Genomic DNA, 15,730 nt, shown 5'->3' on the forward strand with positions numbered 1-15,730 from the left:
GCCTGTTTTACATGCGACACGACGCCCTTTAAAAAGGCTTGTCGCAAATTTTGCATATTTCAAAAGCTATTTTTTGACAGCCCGGATTTCACGGCGTATTTTTCGTTAAAGATGTCGGAAACAGGACATCCAGAAGACCGATTCCAAGGGAGGAATTGCGTATTCGCAACGGAGCACGGGCAAATGAGCAGGAACTCCCAGAAGAAACGCTCAATCGTCTTTTTTCTCATTCCGCAATTTACCATGCTGCCGTTCGCCGCAGCGGTTGAAACGCTTCGCATCGCCAATCGCATGCTGGGGTATCAGGCTTACGAATGGCGCCTCGCCTCGCTCGACGGCCAGAAGGTCATGTCATCAAGCGGCATCTGTCTTGAGGTCGACACCTGTCTTGCCGATGAGCGACGATATGTCAGCGGCGAAAACCGCGTTGAAATGGCGATCATCTGTTCGGGCATCGATGTCGACCAGCACATCAACAAATCCGTCAATGCCTGGCTGCGTGAAGCCTATAATCGCGGCATCGCCATCGGCAGCCTCTGTACCGCCGCGCATATCCTCGCGCAGGCCGGTCTCTTAAATGGCAAACGCTGTGCGATCCACTGGGAGAACCTGCCTGGTTTTTCCGAGGCCTTCCCGCAGGTGGAAGTCTATGCCGATCTCTTCGAGGTCGACAGCAACATCTATACCTGCGCCGGCGGCACCGCATCGCTCGATATGATGCTGAGCCTGATCGGTCAGGATTTCGGCGAAAATCTTGTCAACCGCGTCTGCGAGCAGCAATTGACGGACCGGGTGCGCAGCCCCAACGACCGCCAGCGCCTGCCGCTGCGTGCGCGCCTCGGCGTTCAGAATAGCAAGGTCCTGTCGATCATCGAATTGATGGAAGGCAATCTGTCCGAGCCGCTGTCGCTGCTCGACATCGCCGATGCGGCCGATCTGTCGCGCCGACAGGTGGAGCGTCTCTTCCGGCAGGAAATGGGCCGCTCACCCGCCCGCTACTATCTTGAAATCCGCCTGGACCGCGCCCGCCACCTGCTGGTGCAATCGGCCATGCCGGTGGTCGAGGTTGCCGTTGCCTGCGGTTTCGTCTCCGCTTCGCATTTCTCCAAGTGTTATCGCGAAATCTACAATCGCACGCCGCAACAGGAACGGGCGGAACGCAAGCTGCTGATCAGCGCTTCGCGGATGGCAACCGCGAGCCAGGGCAAAGCCGCGCACTGACGCGGCTTTAAACTTCGAGCGCGAAAAAGCCCTCACCTCAGGGATGAAAACCTCCCCTCCGTCATGCCGGACTAGATCCGGCATCCAGCCACGACGCGTCTACGCAGCGAAAGGTATCTCCTGCGATCAAGTCCGGTGACGGCGTGGACACCAACTCAAGGTCACGCAAACGGCCGCACCGCGTGGGCGAGATCTTCTGCCGTCATACCTGCACCCGCCCTGCTGCCCGCCTCGCCATGCAGCCAGACACCGGCAGCGGCGGCCTCAAAGGCAGGCGTTCCCTGCGCAAGCAATGCGCCGATGATGCCAGCCAGCACATCGCCTGACCCCGCCGTCGCAAGGCTCGACGGCGCATTGGTATTGACCAGCGCGCGGCCGTCCGGCGCGGCTATGACCGTATCCGCCCCCTTGTAGACCAGCACTGCGCCGCTGCGCGCCGATGCGGTCTGCGCCTTCTCGATCTTGCTCAGTGACGTGTCAGTGGCGAGATCGGGAAACAGCCGGGCAAACTCGCCCTCATGCGGCGTCAATACGAATTTCCCCGCGCCTGAAATCATCCGGTCGAACAGGGTTTCCGGGCAGTCCTTGAAAGCGGTGATCGCGTCGGCATCCAGCACCACCACCTTGTCCCCGAGCAGGGACACGAATTGCCGCGCCTTTTCGAGATCGCCGAAACCGGGACCGAGGACGAAAGCGGCGTGGCGTTTGTCGTCCAGCCAGTGGCGCAGATCGTCCGCATCATCCAGACCGGAACTCATCACCGCCGTCAATGTCACCGAAAGCACGTCGAGCGCCTGCTTCGGCGCGGCAATGGTGACGATGCCCGCCCCCGCCTTCAGCGCGGCAATTGCCGTCATGCGGCTTGCTCCCGTCGCATGTGGCGGTCCGGAAAAGACGGTCAGATGCCCACGGCGGAATTTATGCGTTTCCATTTCGGAGCGGGGCAAGGCGTCGCGCCAGACAAGTGGATCGTTTTCCGCAACCGATCCCGCATGAGCGGCGAGAATACGGTAGGGGATACCGATATCGAACACCTCAAGCGTCCCGCACAGTTCCCGCCCCGGCATCAACAGATGGCCGGGTTTTCGCGCCATGAAGGTCACGGTCCGCTCCGCCTTGAACGATGCGCCCAGAGGCACGCCCCTCCTGCCGCAAAGACCAGACGGCAGATCGACGGCTAGAACCGGCACGGCTGCCTGCGTCACCGCATCGATCACGCGCCGAAGCTCCGACGGAATCTCGCGGGACAATCCGGCACCGAACACCGCGTCAATCACCACGTCACCAGCCATGGGCACATAGTCGCCAAGCGGCAGGGCTGTGACGCCGCTGCCCTCGAAAGCCGTGCGGGCATCGCCTTTCATGGCCGTGACTTGGCCAAGATGATGAACCGCAACTGTCGCCCCGCTTTGAACAAGCGAGCGTGCCGCAACGTAACCATCACCGCCATTATTGCCGCCTCCGCAGAGCACGACGAAACGCAGCGCGTCCGGATAGTGGCGAAGGGCCGAAGCAGCGACCGCCTGCCCTGCCCGCTCCATAAGATCGTATAGGGGAATGCCGGATTGGCCTGAGGCCGCATCGATGCGGGCCATCACGGCAGGGTCGATAAGAGAGAGATTCAATAGGGATTTCATGGAGCGATCATCCCTTCAAAACGCCGGAAAGGCAATCGATACAAAAATAAGCAAATGGCTGCGGCGAAATAATAATCAAATGCATAAAATATAAACAAATCAACAAAACGCCGTCAGTGCATTCCGAAATATTCAACATAACTAAAATAAGGAAAACCGACAGAATTGATGACGGATTTTTCGGGTTTTGGCGAGAAATTGGCTGGAAAACCACAAAAAGCGAATGCATTTTGTGCCAGAAAGCCGGGCAAGCGAAGTTTTTTCTTCAAGCCCGCTTCCGATCTGGCACAATACGTGCATTCTTGTGGCAGAGCGGGAATAACCTGCTTTAACGGGAGAAGCGGAGAGATATTTTCTCATGAAAAAGATCGAAGCGATCATTAAGCCTTTCAAGCTCGATGAAGTGAAGGAAGCCCTTCAGGAAGTCGGACTTCAGGGAATCACGGTCACGGAAGCAAAAGGCTTTGGTCGTCAGAAGGGCCACACGGAACTCTACCGCGGAGCAGAGTACGTTGTGGACTTTTTGCCGAAAGTGAAAGTCGAAGTCGTACTGGCGGACGAAAATGCGGAAGCCGTCATTGAGGCTATCCGCAATGCGGCACAGACCGGACGTATCGGCGACGGAAAGATTTTCGTTTCCAACGTCGAGGAAGTCATCCGAATCCGTACCGGTGAAACAGGCGTGGACGCCATATAATCGGAACCAGGTCCTGAGCCGGGGAGGCTCAGGTTTTTCACCTCGTCACCACCACACTCAAGGAAAACGTTTAAATGACGACCGCAAACGATATCTTGAAGCAGATCAAGGATAACGACATCAAGTTCGTGGACCTGCGCTTTACCGACCCCAAGGGCAAGCTGCAGCATGTCACCATGGATGTTGTCTCCGTAGACGAAGACATGTTCGCCGATGGCGTCATGTTCGACGGCTCCTCGATCGCCGGCTGGAAGGCCATCAACGAATCCGACATGGTGCTGATGCCCGATCCGGCAACTGCCCATACCGATCCGTTCTTCGCCCAGTCGACCCTCGTCATCCTTTGCGACATTCTCGACCCGGTTTCCGGCGAAGCCTATAACCGCGACCCGCGCGGCACCGCCAAGAAGGCCGAAGCCTACCTCAAGGCCTCCGGTATCGGCGACACCATCTTCGTTGGCCCCGAGCCGGAATTCTTCGTCTTTGACGACGTGAAGTACAAGGCAGACCCTTACAACACCGGCTTCAAGCTGGACTCGTCGGAACTGCCGTCCAACGACGACACGGATTACGAAACTGGCAACCTTGGCCACCGTCCGCGCGTCAAGGGCGGTTACTTCCCGGTTCCCCCGATCGACAGCCTGCAGGACATGCGTTCCGAAATGCTGACGGTTCTCGCTGAAATGGGCGTCGTCGTCGAAAAGCACCACCACGAAGTCGCCTCCGCGCAGCACGAGCTGGGCGTGAAGTTCGACACCATGGTATCCAGCGCCGACAAGATGCAGATCTACAAGTACGTCGTGCATCAGGTCGCCAATGCCTATGGCAAGACGGCAACCTTCATGCCGAAGCCGATCTTCGGCGACAACGGCTCGGGCATGCACGTGCACCAGTCGATCTGGAAGGGCGGCAAGCCGACCTTTGCTGGCGACGAATATGCCGGCCTGTCTGAAAACTGCCTGTACTACATCGGCGGCATCATCAAGCATGCCAAGGCAATCAACGCCTTTACCAACCCCACCACCAACTCCTACAAGCGTCTGGTGCCGGGTTATGAAGCTCCGGTTCTGCTGGCCTATTCCGCCCGTAACCGCTCCGCATCGTGCCGCATTCCCTTTGGCTCCAACCCGAAGGCAAAGCGCGTCGAAGTCCGCTTCCCGGACCCGACCCAGAACCCCTATCTCGGTTTTGCGGCCATGCTGATGGCCGGCCTCGACGGCATCAAGAACAAGATCCATCCCGGCAAGCCAATGGACAAGGACCTTTACGACCTTCCTGCCAAGGAACTGAAAAAGATCCCGACCGTCTGCGGCTCGCTGCGCGAAGCGCTGGAAAGCCTCGACAAGGATCGCAAGTTCCTGACCGCAGGCGGCGTGTTCGACGACGACCAGATCGACTCGTTCATCGAGCTGAAGATGCAGGAAGTCATGCGCTTCGAAATGACCCCGCATCCGGTCGAATTCGACATGTACTACTCGGCCTGACCGGCATTTGGGACGCCTTTAGAGGCGTCCCTTCCCGCTCGGCGGTTTTCCCCTGGAAAGCCGCCGTTTTCTTTTGATGCCCAGCAATGTCGCGAACAATGTCGATCAAGCCAGCCTCTCAGCAAACGCGCCTCACGGACTGGCTCATCTTTCTGGCGGTACCGTTCTTTTTCTCCAGCAACATCATTTTCGGCCGCGGCGTCATCGGCGAGGTCTCGCCCTTCATTGCCGCCTTCATTCGCTGGATCGGATCGAGCCTCATCATCGCTCCGTTCATGATCGCCGACTGGCGGAACTGCCTCGCCTTCGTGCGCCAGAAAACGCTGCTCTGGCTCGTTCTCGGCATTCTCGGCATGGGCGTCTGCGGTGGCGTGGTCTATTGGGGCCTCACAATGACGACGGCTGCCAACGGTACGTTGATCTATACGACTTCGTCGCTATTCATCATCCTGTTTCAGCGCATCTTTCAGGGCCGCCCGATCCGCAGGCTCGAAGTGGCGGGCATGATCATCGCTTTTGCGGGCGTGGCGGCAATCGTGCTCAAGGGCGATATGTCCGCTCTCTGGCAGATGAAATTCAACATTGGCGATTTTGCCATTCTGACGGCAGCGATTGCGTTTGCGGTCTATTCGCTGCTGTTGCGCGATCCCGCGGCGCGGCAGATGGCCTCGTTCAGCCTTTTCGGCCTCATCGCCTTCTCCGGCGCGCTGGTCCTGCTCCCGCCGGCAGCGGTCGAACTGGCGCATGGTGGCTTGCTGCCGGCGACGGCCATCGCCTGGGCCAAGATCGGCGGCATCATCCTGTTCGCCTCGCTGCTTGCCTTTTATTGCTTCACCCATACGGTCCGCGTTTTTGGCCCCGCCACGGCAGGCATCACGCTTTACATGATGCCACCCGTCTCGATTGTCATGGCCACGCTTTTCCTTGGTGAAACGTTTGAAACATATCACGCCATCGGCATCGTGCTGGTTACCGGCGGCGTCGTCATCGCCACCGCACCGATCGGCCGCAGGGTCGCTTAAGAGCATCACGGGAAAAAGGGCCGGATACCGCTAGCCCTTGATATTTCCCATTCCGCACCCAACTATTAGTGGGAAAGGAAGTTCATACCATGAAACAAAGAGACGCAAAATTTACGCTTGGCGAGATCGTCCGCCACAAGGTGTTTCCGTTCCGCGGTGTGGTGATTGACGTGGATCCGGAATATGCCAATACGGAAGAGTGGTGGAACGCCATCCCCGCCGATATTCGCCCGGAGCGCGACCAGCCCTTCTACCATCTTCTGGCGGAAAACGATGAGACGGAATATGTCGCTTACGTATCCGAACAAAACCTCGTCCACGATGAAAACGAGGCGCCGCTCCGCAACCGCAATATCGAGCGGATGTTCGACAAGGCGCCCAACGGCGAGTGGCGGCCGAAAATGTCGCTGGCGCATTAGCGCACGCCCGATTTGATAACAATCATAAGGGCGCTGTGCGCTTTGACTGAAAATACGTCGGATCAAAACCGCGCATAAAAAAACCGGCCTGAAAACAGGCCGGTTTTTTCGTGTTCTCGTAAAGAGATCAGGGCTTCGGCGCGCCCTTTGCGGCGTCCTGAGCAGCTTCCAGCTTCTTGCGAGCCTCTTCGGCCTTTTTCTGCATGCCTTCCTGAAGGCTGCGCTGGCTTTCTGCGAGCTGCGACTGGGTGATAGCCGCACCGTCATAAGCGCCGGTAAAGCCGGTAAGCGCGATCTTGATGGGGTTCGGCGCGCGGCGGAAGTTGATCGAGGTGAAGACGATCTCGTTGCCCTTCTTCAGCGACGCGATCATGGCGTCCGTCAGCGGAACTTCAGCCGTGCACTTGTCGGGAAGGCAAACAGCGTAATCGAGCTTCTGACCCTTGCCACCGTCGATCTGCATCATCACACCCGGGGGAATGAGACGCGCGGTCGGAACGGAAACCTGGAGCAGCTTGCGGTTGACCTTGCCCTCTACAGTGATGAGGCCGACGGCAGTGATCATCTGGCCGTTCTGGGCAAGAACCACGTTCTGCACGACGCAGACATCGTTGTCTTCCTGCTTGGAGCAGGTCTTGAACCAGCCGAGCGGCGGAGCGCCAGCGCCCTGATTGGCGGGAGCATCCTGTGCCTGCGAGATGGCCGGAGCGGAAACCGCGCCCAGGGAAAGAACGAGAGCGGACAGAGCTGTCCGGGTGAATGTGTTTGCCTTTTGCATCATAAGAGTTCCGTCTCCTGAATGTCTGCCAGAACAGAACCGCGGGTCCTGCTCGCCGATGGCGGTATCCTTCTGCCCGTTCAACTGTCGTTTAAATGAGGCAAATGCGTGACCCGTCTCTTCCGGCCACCCTGTTACATGCCGTTCGCGGCGATATCCAGCACTTCTTTAACTTTTTCTTGAGGCAACCCAAGATTTCCCGCCCTCGCATGGGTCCAGCCATGGGCTTGTGCTACATATTCGCCAGAATCATAACAAAAAACCAATCATGACGATAACCGACCACCACGACAAAACGGACCGACAGTTGAGACAGGATAGTGACATGCGCAAGCTTGCGGCCCTAATCCCCGCATTGTTTCTTTGGGGAACGGCCCTGCTTTCTCCGGAAATTGCCGTAGCGCAGCCGCTTCACGGCATTTCCATGCACGGCACGCCGGAACTTCCCGCCGACTTCCGGCACTTCCCTTATGTCAATCCGGACGTGAAAAAAGGTGGTCGCATATCCTACGGTGTCGTCGGCACCTTTGACAGCCTCAACCCCTTTGTTCTCAAGGGAATGCGCACCACGGCGCGCGGCGTCTGGGACCCTGAATTCGGCAATCTCCTCTACGAGCCGCTGATGCAGCGCTCGAGCGACGAGCCTTTCAGCCTCTACGGCCTGCTTGCGGAAACCGTGGAGTGGGACGAAGAACGCACCTTCACGCAGTTCAACATCAATCCCAAGGCCAAGTGGTCGGATGGCGAGCCGGTGACGCCTGACGATGTTATCTTCACATTCAATCTCCTGAAGGAAAAAGGCCGTCCGCCGTTCAACAGCCGCCTAGACGGCGTGGCGAAGCTGGAAAAGATCGGCGAACACGGCGTCCGCTTCACCTTTAACGACAGGGCGAACCGCGAAACGCCGCTCATTCTCGCCTCTTCCACCCCTATTTTGCCGAAACACGCGATCGATCCGGAAAAATTCGAGCAGGCGGGCCTCGGCGCTGTTGTCGGGTCGGGTCCATACCGAATCAAGACATTGCGACCGGGTGAACGAATCATCTGGGAGCGCAACCCGGACTATTGGGGCAAGGATATCCCGAGCAAAGTCGGCTTCGAGAATTACGACGAGATCAGCATCACCTATTTCCTTCAGGTCACCACCATGTTCGAGGCCTTCAAGAAAGGTGATATCGACATCTATCCCGAAGGCGACGCCATCAACGGCACCTCCGATACGTCCCATTGGGGCCAGGCCTACAACTTCCCCGCCGTTCATCGCGGCGATATCGTCAAGGATGTGTTCCAGCCGCGCCTGCCATCGGGCATGTTCGGCCTTGTCTTTAATACCCGCCGCGCGGTCTTTGCAGACGAAAAGGTGCGTGAGGGCCTGTCCTATGCGCTCGATTTCGAGTGGATGAACAAGAACATTCTCGGCGGCGCCTTCAAGCGTACGCAAAGCTACTGGCAGAACTCAGCGCTCGGCGCCTATGGCAATGCCGCAGATGAGCGCGAACTTGCGCTGCTTGGCGATGCGGCCAAGAGCATGCCGCCGGAACTTCTGGCGGGAACCTACGCCATGCCCACCACCGACGGGACCGGCGCGGACCGCAAGGTCCTGAAGCTTGCCGTCGATAAGCTGAAAGAGGCCGGATACAGCATCAAGAACGGCAGGATGTCCGACGCCAATGGCCGCCAGCTCGCATTCGAAATCATGACGCAGAACCCGGCGCAGGAACGCATAGCGCTTGCCTATCAGCGTTCGCTGAACCTGATCGGTGTCGCCATGGGCATCCGCTCCGTTGACGATGGCCAATATCAGGCACGCTCCAACAGCTTCGATTACGACATGATCATCCGGTCCCTGCCCTCATCCCTCTCGCCGGGCGCCGAGCAGCTCAACCGCTGGAGTTCACTGTCGCGGGATGCGCAGGGCAGCTTCAACTATGCGGGTGCGGCCAGCCCCGACATCGACCGCATGATCGAGGCCCTGTTGCAGGCCCGATCCACGGAGGATTTTCAGGCGGCAGTGCGTGGTTATGATCGTCTTCTCGTCGCCGGCCACTATGTCATTCCGCTCTACTACATCGGCGCGCAATGGATAGCCCGCTGGAAATATATCGACCGCCCGGATATGACCCCGATATCAGGCAATCAGAAACAGACCTGGTGGGATGCGCGGGCGCAATAACCCGCCCCTGCCCGGTCCAAGACAACGGAAGATAAAGCCATGGAACGCATCGTTATCGACGTCGTATCGGATATGGTCTGCCCCTGGTGCTATCTGGGCAAGGCAAGGCTCGATCTTGCCATTGCCGAGGTGCAGGACGAAATCAGCGTCGACGTGAACTGGCGACCTTACCGGCTCAACCCGGATTACCCGCCTGAAGGCGTTGACCAGAAGGCCGCGCTTGAGGAAAAGCTCGGCAAGGAGCGTCTCGAGCAGGCCCATGCCTCGCTGGTTGAACTCGGCAAACAGGTCGGCATCCACTACGATTTCGATGCAATAAAGATTGGCCCGAACACGCTCGACGCACATCGCCTGTCGCTCTGGGCCCATGCTGAAGGCCGTGACGTTCAGGAAAGGATCGTCACCGCTTTGTTCAAGGCGAATTTCGAGGAAGGCCGCAATATCGGCGATCACGCCGTGCTGACCGATATCGCCGAAAAGGCGGGCATGGACGCCAAGGTGGTAACACGGCTTCTGGCATCGGATGCGGACAAGGACACGGTGATTGCCGAAATTGACGCGGCGCAGCAAATGGGTGTTTCCGGCGTACCGTTCTTTATCGTTGACCAGAAATACGCCATCAGCGGTGCACAAACGCCTGATGTATTGATTGCTGCACTGCGGGATATTGCAAAAATCAAGGCGGACGAGCATAAGTCGATGAACTGACGGTCGAACACCGGCAGCTTGCCGTAATTGATAAACTGTTGGTGTTTTCCCGTGTCCGACCAGACCCTGAAAGGCATTCTGCTTGCCTTTGCCGCCTTCGCTGCCTACGCTTGGAGCGACGCGAGCGTTAAACTCATAGAAGGCCAGATTTCGCCGATCGAATCGGCCTTCTTCGGCGCCCTGTTCGGCCTCATCGCCCTGCCCTTCATCCGCAAGCGCAATGATCGCTGGGTGGATGTGGTGAAGACGACCAACCGGCCTTTATGGATCATCCGATTTTTCGCCGCCGGTACGGGTGCCGTCGGCAGCGTCACCGCTTTCACCCATCTTTCCATGGCCGAAGCCTTTGCGCTGATCTTCCTGCTTCCCTCGTTCGTCACCATCATGTCGGTGGTGTTTTTGAAGGAACAGGTGGGCATCCGCCGCTGGTCTGCGGTCATCATCGGTTTCCTCGGGGTGCTGGTCATCCTGCGGCCGGGTTTCCGTGAACTCGGCATCGGCCATATCGGCGCCATCATCGGTGGCTTCAGCGGCGCACTCAGCATCGTCATCTTCCGGGCCATGGGTCCGTCGGAAAAAAACGTCTCGCTGTATGGGGCCGGCGTACTGGGCTGTCTTACCATCAGCGGCATCGCCATGGTGCCGACCTTCATCATGCCGGGCGGCGAACAATGGTTGCTGCTGGCGGGATATGGACTGTTAGGGGCACTTGGCAATGTGCTTGTCATGTATGCTGCCCAATATGCGCCCGCCGCCATGATCGGCCCAACGCAATATAGCCAGATGCTCTGGGCCATCCTGTTCGGTTACCTGATCTTCGGCGACCGCATTGATGGCTGGATGTTGATGGGCATCGCCCTGATCGTCGGCTCCGGCCTGCTGACGCTGATCCGCGAGAAGCAGCGAAAAGTGCCGCTTCCCGCCTCCATCGCCGCGACCGACCAGAATGTGGCCGTCGGGATCACGCCGGAAGACGAGCGCTAAAGTCGAAAATGCATGAGAACCAGCGACGCATGTTTGCGTCGCTGGCATGGCATTCGATCAATCACAAACCCTGACCCGATACATGTCGCCCCAGGCGTTCTGTCGCCAGGCCACGTGGCAGCGAGGATAAACCGGCTGGTAAACAACAGGCGGTCCATAAGCTGGCGCGGCGTAGACGGGTGGACCGTAGGCCGGTGCATAATAAGCGGGGCCATAAGCGTAACCGGGATGCCTTGCCCCGGCGATGAGCGCTCCGCCAATGATCGTTCCTGCGATCCCGGCGGCAAGGCCGCGGCCGAAATTATTGCGCGCTTCCGCCTGACTGGTGGTGGCAATTGTGGTGCCCGCAATTGTCAAAGCAACCAGACCAGCGGTGGCAAACCTGTTGATGTTGGTCCACATCGTCCTGCTCCTTCAAGACCCGGCGGCTTTACGATCCGCCGCACCGGGTATGAAGGAAAGATTACGCCCGCGAAGACTACCGATACATGTCCGTTTCGTTACATCGCGGTAATTTTCGCTGAAGGCAGTGAGTGGAGTTTTCGAGGGATTGGCTAATGGAAATGAGCCGACGATGGGTGGCTTACCCCCTCTGCCCTGCCGGGCATTTCCCACACAGGTGGGGAGATCGATATGCGGCAAGGTTTTGCCTATATCAACGTTAGAGAATGAAGTGGTGACAGCGCGTCTTGCCGATCTCCCTCCTTGTGGGGGAGATGCCCGGCAGGGCAGAAGTGGGGTAAGCCACACCCACCGCCCCCCCCCAAAGGCTTAAATCTACGACCGAGCCAGCTCCGCCAATTGCGTCATGACCATCGCCGCACCCGCCAGCCGTTTTTCCGGCGTCGGCAGATCGCGGTTCAGGAACAGGCTGTGGTCCGGGCGGATTTTCGCCATCGAGCCCTGCTTGCCGATATAACCGACAAGCGCTGCCGGATTGGGGAATTCCTTGTTGCGGAACTGCACAACCACGCCTTTCGGCCCGGCATCCACCTTCTCGACATTGGCCGTGCGGCAGAGCGACTTGATGTAGACGATCTTGAGCAGATGCTGAACTTCCTTCGGCAGCGGGCCGAAACGGTCGATCATTTCTGCGCCGAAACCGTCGATCTCGCCTATATCCGCAAGCTCGCCGAGACGGCGGTAGAGACCCATGCGCAGATGCAGATCCGGCACGTAGTCTTCCGGGATCATCACCGAGGTGCCGACCGAGATTTGCGGCGACCAGCCGCTGTCGCGCACCTCTTCGTCACCCTTAACTTCGGCCACGGCCTCTTCCAGCATCTGCTGGTAAAGCTCGAAGCCGACTTCCTTGATGTGGCCGGACTGTTCTTCGCCAAGCAGATTGCCCGCGCCGCGAATATCGAGATCGTGGCTGGCAAGCTGGAAACCGGCGCCGAGTGTGTCGAGCGATTGCAGCACTTTCAGCCGCCGCTCCGCCATCGTCGTCAACACCTTGTTGACCGGCAGGGTGAACAGCGCAAAGGCGCGGACTTTGGAACGACCAACACGGCCACGCAGCTGGTAAAGCTGGGCAAGACCGAACATGTCGGCACGATGCACGATCAGCGTATTGGCGGTCGGCACGTCGAGGCCGGATTCGACGATGGTGGTCGAAAGCAGCACATCGTATTTGCCGTCATAGAAGGCGTTCATGATGTCTTCGAGTTCACCCGCCGCCATCTGGCCATGCGCCACCGCCACTTTCAGTTCCGGCACATCCGACTGCAGGAATGCATGGATATCAGCGAGATCGGCAAGGCGGGGGCAGACATAGAAGCTCTGGCCACCGCGATAATGCTCGCGCATCAGCGTTTCACGGATTACCAGCGGATCGAAGGGCGAAATGAAGGTGCGAACCGCCATGCGGTCCACCGGCGGCGTGGTGATGAGCGACAGCTCGCGCACGCCGGTCATGGCCAGCTGCAAGGTGCGCGGAATGGGTGTTGCCGACAGCGTCAGCACATGCACGTCGCTTTTCAGCTCCTTCAGCCGCTCCTTGTGCTTCACCCCGAAATGCTGCTCCTCATCGATGATCAGCAGGCCGAGATTGGCGAAGCTTATGCCCGCACCGAGCAGCGCATGGGTGCCGACGACAATGTCGGTCTTTCCATCAGCCACTTCCTTCTTGGTGAGCGCAAGCTCCTTCGAACCCACAAGGCGCGAGGCCTGCTGCACCCGGATCGGCAGACCGCGAAACCGTTCGGAAAAGGTACGGAAATGCTGTCGCGCCAGAAGCGTGGTCGGCACCACCACCGCCACCTGAACGCCATTCATGGCGGCAAGGAAAGCGGCGCGCAAGGCCACTTCGGTCTTGCCGAAACCGACATCACCGCAGATCAGGCGATCCATCGGCCGCCCGGCACCGAGATCGTCGCGAACAGCGTCGATGGCGTTCAGCTGGTCCTCGGTCTCGTCATAGGGGAAACGGGCGGCAAACTCGTCGTAAAGCCCGTCCGGTGCGATAAGCGCCGGCGCGTGGCGCACCAGACGCGCGGCTGCAATGCGGATAAGCTCGTCGGCCATATCAAGCAGGCGCTTCTTGAGCTTGGCCTTGCGCATCTGCCATGCGCCGCCACCGAGCTTGTCGAGTGTGGCTTCCGCGGCATCAGAACCATAACGCGAGAGAAGATCGATGTTTTCGACCGGTAGGAACAGCTTGGCGTCGTCGGCATAATGCAGTTCCAGACAGGCGCGCGGCGCGCCCGCTGCCTCGATGGTCTGCAAACCGACGAAGCGACCGATGCCGTGTTCGGCGTGAACCACGAGCGAGCCTTCGTCCAGCGCCGCCACTTCCGCGATGAAATCCGCGCCGCGCTTGCGGCGCTTGGAACGGCGCACCATGCGGTCGCCAAGAATATCCTGCTCGCCGATGATAGCGAGCGTTCCGGTCTCAAACCCGGCTTCGAGGCTCAGCACCGCCGAAGCCGCCTCACCCTTGCCGAGTTTCTCCACCTCTTTCAGCGATGTCACCGGCTTGATCTTCTCAAGCCCGTGTTCGTTCAAGACCTGCAACAGCCGGTCGAGCGAACCTTCCGACCAGCCGGTGATCAAAACCTTCCAGCCCTTGGCCCGGCGCTCGGCAATGTGCTTTACCGCCAGATCGAAAACATTGACCCGCTCTTCGCTGTCGCCTTCCGTCGGTGGACGTGCCCAGCGCGGACCAACATGGGCATCAAGCGTCGCGACCGGGCGACCTTCGCTATCGTGTTCGTTGAAAGGCGTCAGCCGCACCGCATTGACGCTCGCAAGCGCCGCCTCGAAGCTCTTGCCGTCGAGATAGATTTGCCCAGGCGATACCGGCTTGTAAGGCGCGCCCTGCGTCGAGCCCTTGGTCTCGCCGGAAGCCCGCCGCGCCTCGTAATAATCGAGGACCAGCTTGGAGCGTTCCTTCGCCGCCTCGCGCGCCGTATGGTCGGTGACGATACGGAAACCGCTGAGATAATCGAAGGCGGTTTCCAGCTCTTCGTAAAACAGCGGCAGCCAGTGCTCCATACCGGCATAACGGCGGCCTTCGGAGACGGCCTGATAAAGCGCGTCGTCGCGCGTCGCCGCACCGAATAGCGACAGGTAATTCTTACGGAACCGGCCGATCGTATCCGGCGTCAGCGTCACTTCGCTCATCGGATTAAGATCAAGCGAGCGCGCCTGTGCGATGGTGCGCTGGCTGGCCGGATCGAAGGTGCGGATGCTTTCCAGCGTATCGCCGAAGAAATCGAGCCGCACCGGCTCTTCGGTGCCCGGCACGAAGACATCGAGAATGCCGCCGCGCACGGCGAATTCACCCACTTCACGCACCGTCGCCACCCGGTCGAAACCGTTGCGCTCCAGCCGCGCGGCGATGTCCTCCATGCGGATCTGGTTGCCGGGCTTGGCCGAAAAGCCCAGGCTCTCGATAACGTCGCGCGGCGCCATCTTCTGCAGCATGGCGTTGACGGTGACGAGAACGATGGCCGGATGCGGTTTCTTGGCGTGATTGATGAGGCCGGCAAGTGCCGCGAGCCGGCGCGCCGAGGTGTCAGCACTCGGTGACACGCGATCATAAGGCAGACAATCCCAGGCCGGCAGCGTCAACACCGGAATATCCGGCGCGACAAAACCAAGAATCTGTTCGAGATCGGCGACCCGCTGGCCGTCCGACATCACGTAAGCCACCGATGTTCCCGCCCGCGCCATATCGGCGAGCAGCAGGGCTTCCATGCCGGAGGGCACGTTTCCGATGGTCAGCGGCGTATCGGCCGACGCCACCAGCTTTGCATCGAATCCGGCTATCATGTTTCAGGCCTTCAGGGTTTCGGCTGTGACGAGATCGAAATCGGGACGGTAAGAGGCGATCTTCTCGAACAACGGGGTCTGGAATTTTTCCGGCACCGGCAGGGCACCCGTCACCATCTTGACGAGGTCGTTATCCTCTTCCGCCATGATGATTTCCAGCTCGTCGAGCTGATCGTCGGAAAGCCCGGCAATATTGTCTTCCGCAAATTGCCCGAGCACCAGATCCATCTCGCGAATGCCCCGGTGCCAGCAGCGGTAAAGTATCCGCCTGCGCCTCGGATCGAGGTCGGCGCTCGTGCGCACCAGTCCAGTCATCGCATTCACCTTTCGGT

14 protein-coding genes are annotated in these 15,730 nt (G+C 59.1%); 8 read left to right on the forward strand and 6 right to left on the reverse strand.

Annotated elements, in window-relative coordinates:
• Positions 1-183 precede the first annotated feature (183 nt).
• Positions 184-1,221 (forward strand): GlxA family transcriptional regulator, encoded by a 1,038-nt coding sequence (locus ACZ5A6_RS07095; protein ID WP_003515714.1) that lies wholly within the window; start codon positions 184-186, stop codon positions 1,219-1,221.
• A gap of 161 nt (positions 1,222-1,382) precedes the next feature.
• Here the strand turns inward: ACZ5A6_RS07095 and ACZ5A6_RS07100 are convergent, their stop codons facing one another.
• Both ACZ5A6_RS07100 and ACZ5A6_RS07105 read right to left on the reverse strand, forming a co-directional pair.
• Positions 1,383-2,858 (reverse strand): NAD(P)H-hydrate dehydratase, encoded by a 1,476-nt coding sequence (locus tag ACZ5A6_RS07100; protein WP_174061387.1) that lies wholly within the window; start codon positions 2,856-2,858, stop codon positions 1,383-1,385.
• 113 nt (positions 2,859-2,971) lie between these two features.
• A complete protein-coding gene (locus tag ACZ5A6_RS07105; protein WP_003515718.1) occupies positions 2,972-3,127 on the reverse strand; it encodes a hypothetical protein in 156 nt (51 codons plus the stop codon).
• Positions 3,128-3,216: 89 nt separating this feature from the next.
• On the opposite strand from ACZ5A6_RS07105, the gene ACZ5A6_RS07110 reads away from it, so the two are divergent.
• The 4 genes from ACZ5A6_RS07110 (at position 3,217) to hspQ (ending at position 6,480) form a co-directional block, all read left to right on the forward strand.
• Positions 3,217-3,555 carry a P-II family nitrogen regulator gene (locus ACZ5A6_RS07110; RefSeq protein WP_003515720.1) on the forward strand — a complete coding sequence of 113 codons (339 nt, stop codon included), beginning with the start codon at positions 3,217-3,219 and terminating at the stop codon, positions 3,553-3,555.
• Positions 3,556-3,629: 74 nt separating this feature from the next.
• Entirely contained in the window at positions 3,630-5,039 is a 1,410-nt protein-coding gene (gene glnA, locus ACZ5A6_RS07115; RefSeq protein WP_174061389.1) for a type I glutamate--ammonia ligase, read from the forward strand.
• A gap of 98 nt (positions 5,040-5,137) precedes the next feature.
• The gene (locus ACZ5A6_RS07120; RefSeq protein WP_075807527.1) at positions 5,138-6,061 is read left to right on the forward strand and encodes a DMT family transporter; all 924 of its coding nucleotides are present in this window, start codon (positions 5,138-5,140) and stop codon (positions 6,059-6,061) included.
• A gap of 89 nt (positions 6,062-6,150) precedes the next feature.
• Positions 6,151-6,480 carry a heat shock protein HspQ gene (gene hspQ / locus ACZ5A6_RS07125; protein WP_003515726.1) on the forward strand — a complete coding sequence of 110 codons (330 nt, stop codon included), beginning with the start codon at positions 6,151-6,153 and terminating at the stop codon, positions 6,478-6,480.
• A 127-nt stretch (positions 6,481-6,607) separates the two neighbouring features.
• Here the strand turns inward: hspQ and ACZ5A6_RS07130 are convergent, their stop codons facing one another.
• Positions 6,608-7,261 (reverse strand): invasion associated locus B family protein, encoded by a 654-nt coding sequence (locus ACZ5A6_RS07130; RefSeq protein WP_013636323.1) that lies wholly within the window; start codon positions 7,259-7,261, stop codon positions 6,608-6,610.
• 322 nt (positions 7,262-7,583) lie between these two features.
• Here ACZ5A6_RS07130 and ACZ5A6_RS07135 point away from each other — a divergent pair, with 322 nt between their 5' ends.
• From ACZ5A6_RS07135 to ACZ5A6_RS07145, 3 genes are read left to right on the forward strand one after another with little or no spacing between them, the layout of a single operon-like run.
• Positions 7,584-9,431, forward strand: a complete 1,848-nt coding sequence (locus ACZ5A6_RS07135; protein ID WP_013636324.1) for an extracellular solute-binding protein — start codon at positions 7,584-7,586, stop codon at positions 9,429-9,431.
• 39 nt (positions 9,432-9,470) lie between these two features.
• The gene (locus tag ACZ5A6_RS07140) at positions 9,471-10,139 is read left to right on the forward strand and encodes a DsbA family oxidoreductase (RefSeq protein ID WP_003515731.1); all 669 of its coding nucleotides are present in this window, start codon (positions 9,471-9,473) and stop codon (positions 10,137-10,139) included.
• Positions 10,140-10,190: 51 nt separating this feature from the next.
• Positions 10,191-11,123 carry a DMT family transporter gene (locus ACZ5A6_RS07145; protein WP_003515734.1) on the forward strand — a complete coding sequence of 311 codons (933 nt, stop codon included), beginning with the start codon at positions 10,191-10,193 and terminating at the stop codon, positions 11,121-11,123.
• Between the two features lie 57 nt (positions 11,124-11,180).
• Here the strand turns inward: ACZ5A6_RS07145 and ACZ5A6_RS07150 are convergent, their stop codons facing one another.
• The 3 genes from ACZ5A6_RS07150 to ACZ5A6_RS07160 all read right to left on the reverse strand — a co-directional run bounded on the left by ACZ5A6_RS07150 (position 11,181) and on the right by ACZ5A6_RS07160 (position 15,713).
• The gene (locus ACZ5A6_RS07150) at positions 11,181-11,525 is read right to left on the reverse strand and encodes a hypothetical protein (RefSeq protein WP_013636325.1); all 345 of its coding nucleotides are present in this window, start codon (positions 11,523-11,525) and stop codon (positions 11,181-11,183) included.
• Between the two features lie 375 nt (positions 11,526-11,900).
• The gene (mfd, locus tag ACZ5A6_RS07155; protein WP_464111073.1) at positions 11,901-15,398 is read right to left on the reverse strand and encodes a transcription-repair coupling factor; all 3,498 of its coding nucleotides are present in this window, start codon (positions 15,396-15,398) and stop codon (positions 11,901-11,903) included.
• A 3-nt stretch (positions 15,399-15,401) separates the two neighbouring features.
• The gene (locus ACZ5A6_RS07160; RefSeq protein WP_003515739.1) at positions 15,402-15,713 is read right to left on the reverse strand and encodes an FAD assembly factor SdhE; all 312 of its coding nucleotides are present in this window, start codon (positions 15,711-15,713) and stop codon (positions 15,402-15,404) included.
• Between the last annotated feature and the right edge of the window lie 17 nt (positions 15,714-15,730).

The organism is Agrobacterium sp. 6Ca8 (assembly GCF_055382765.1).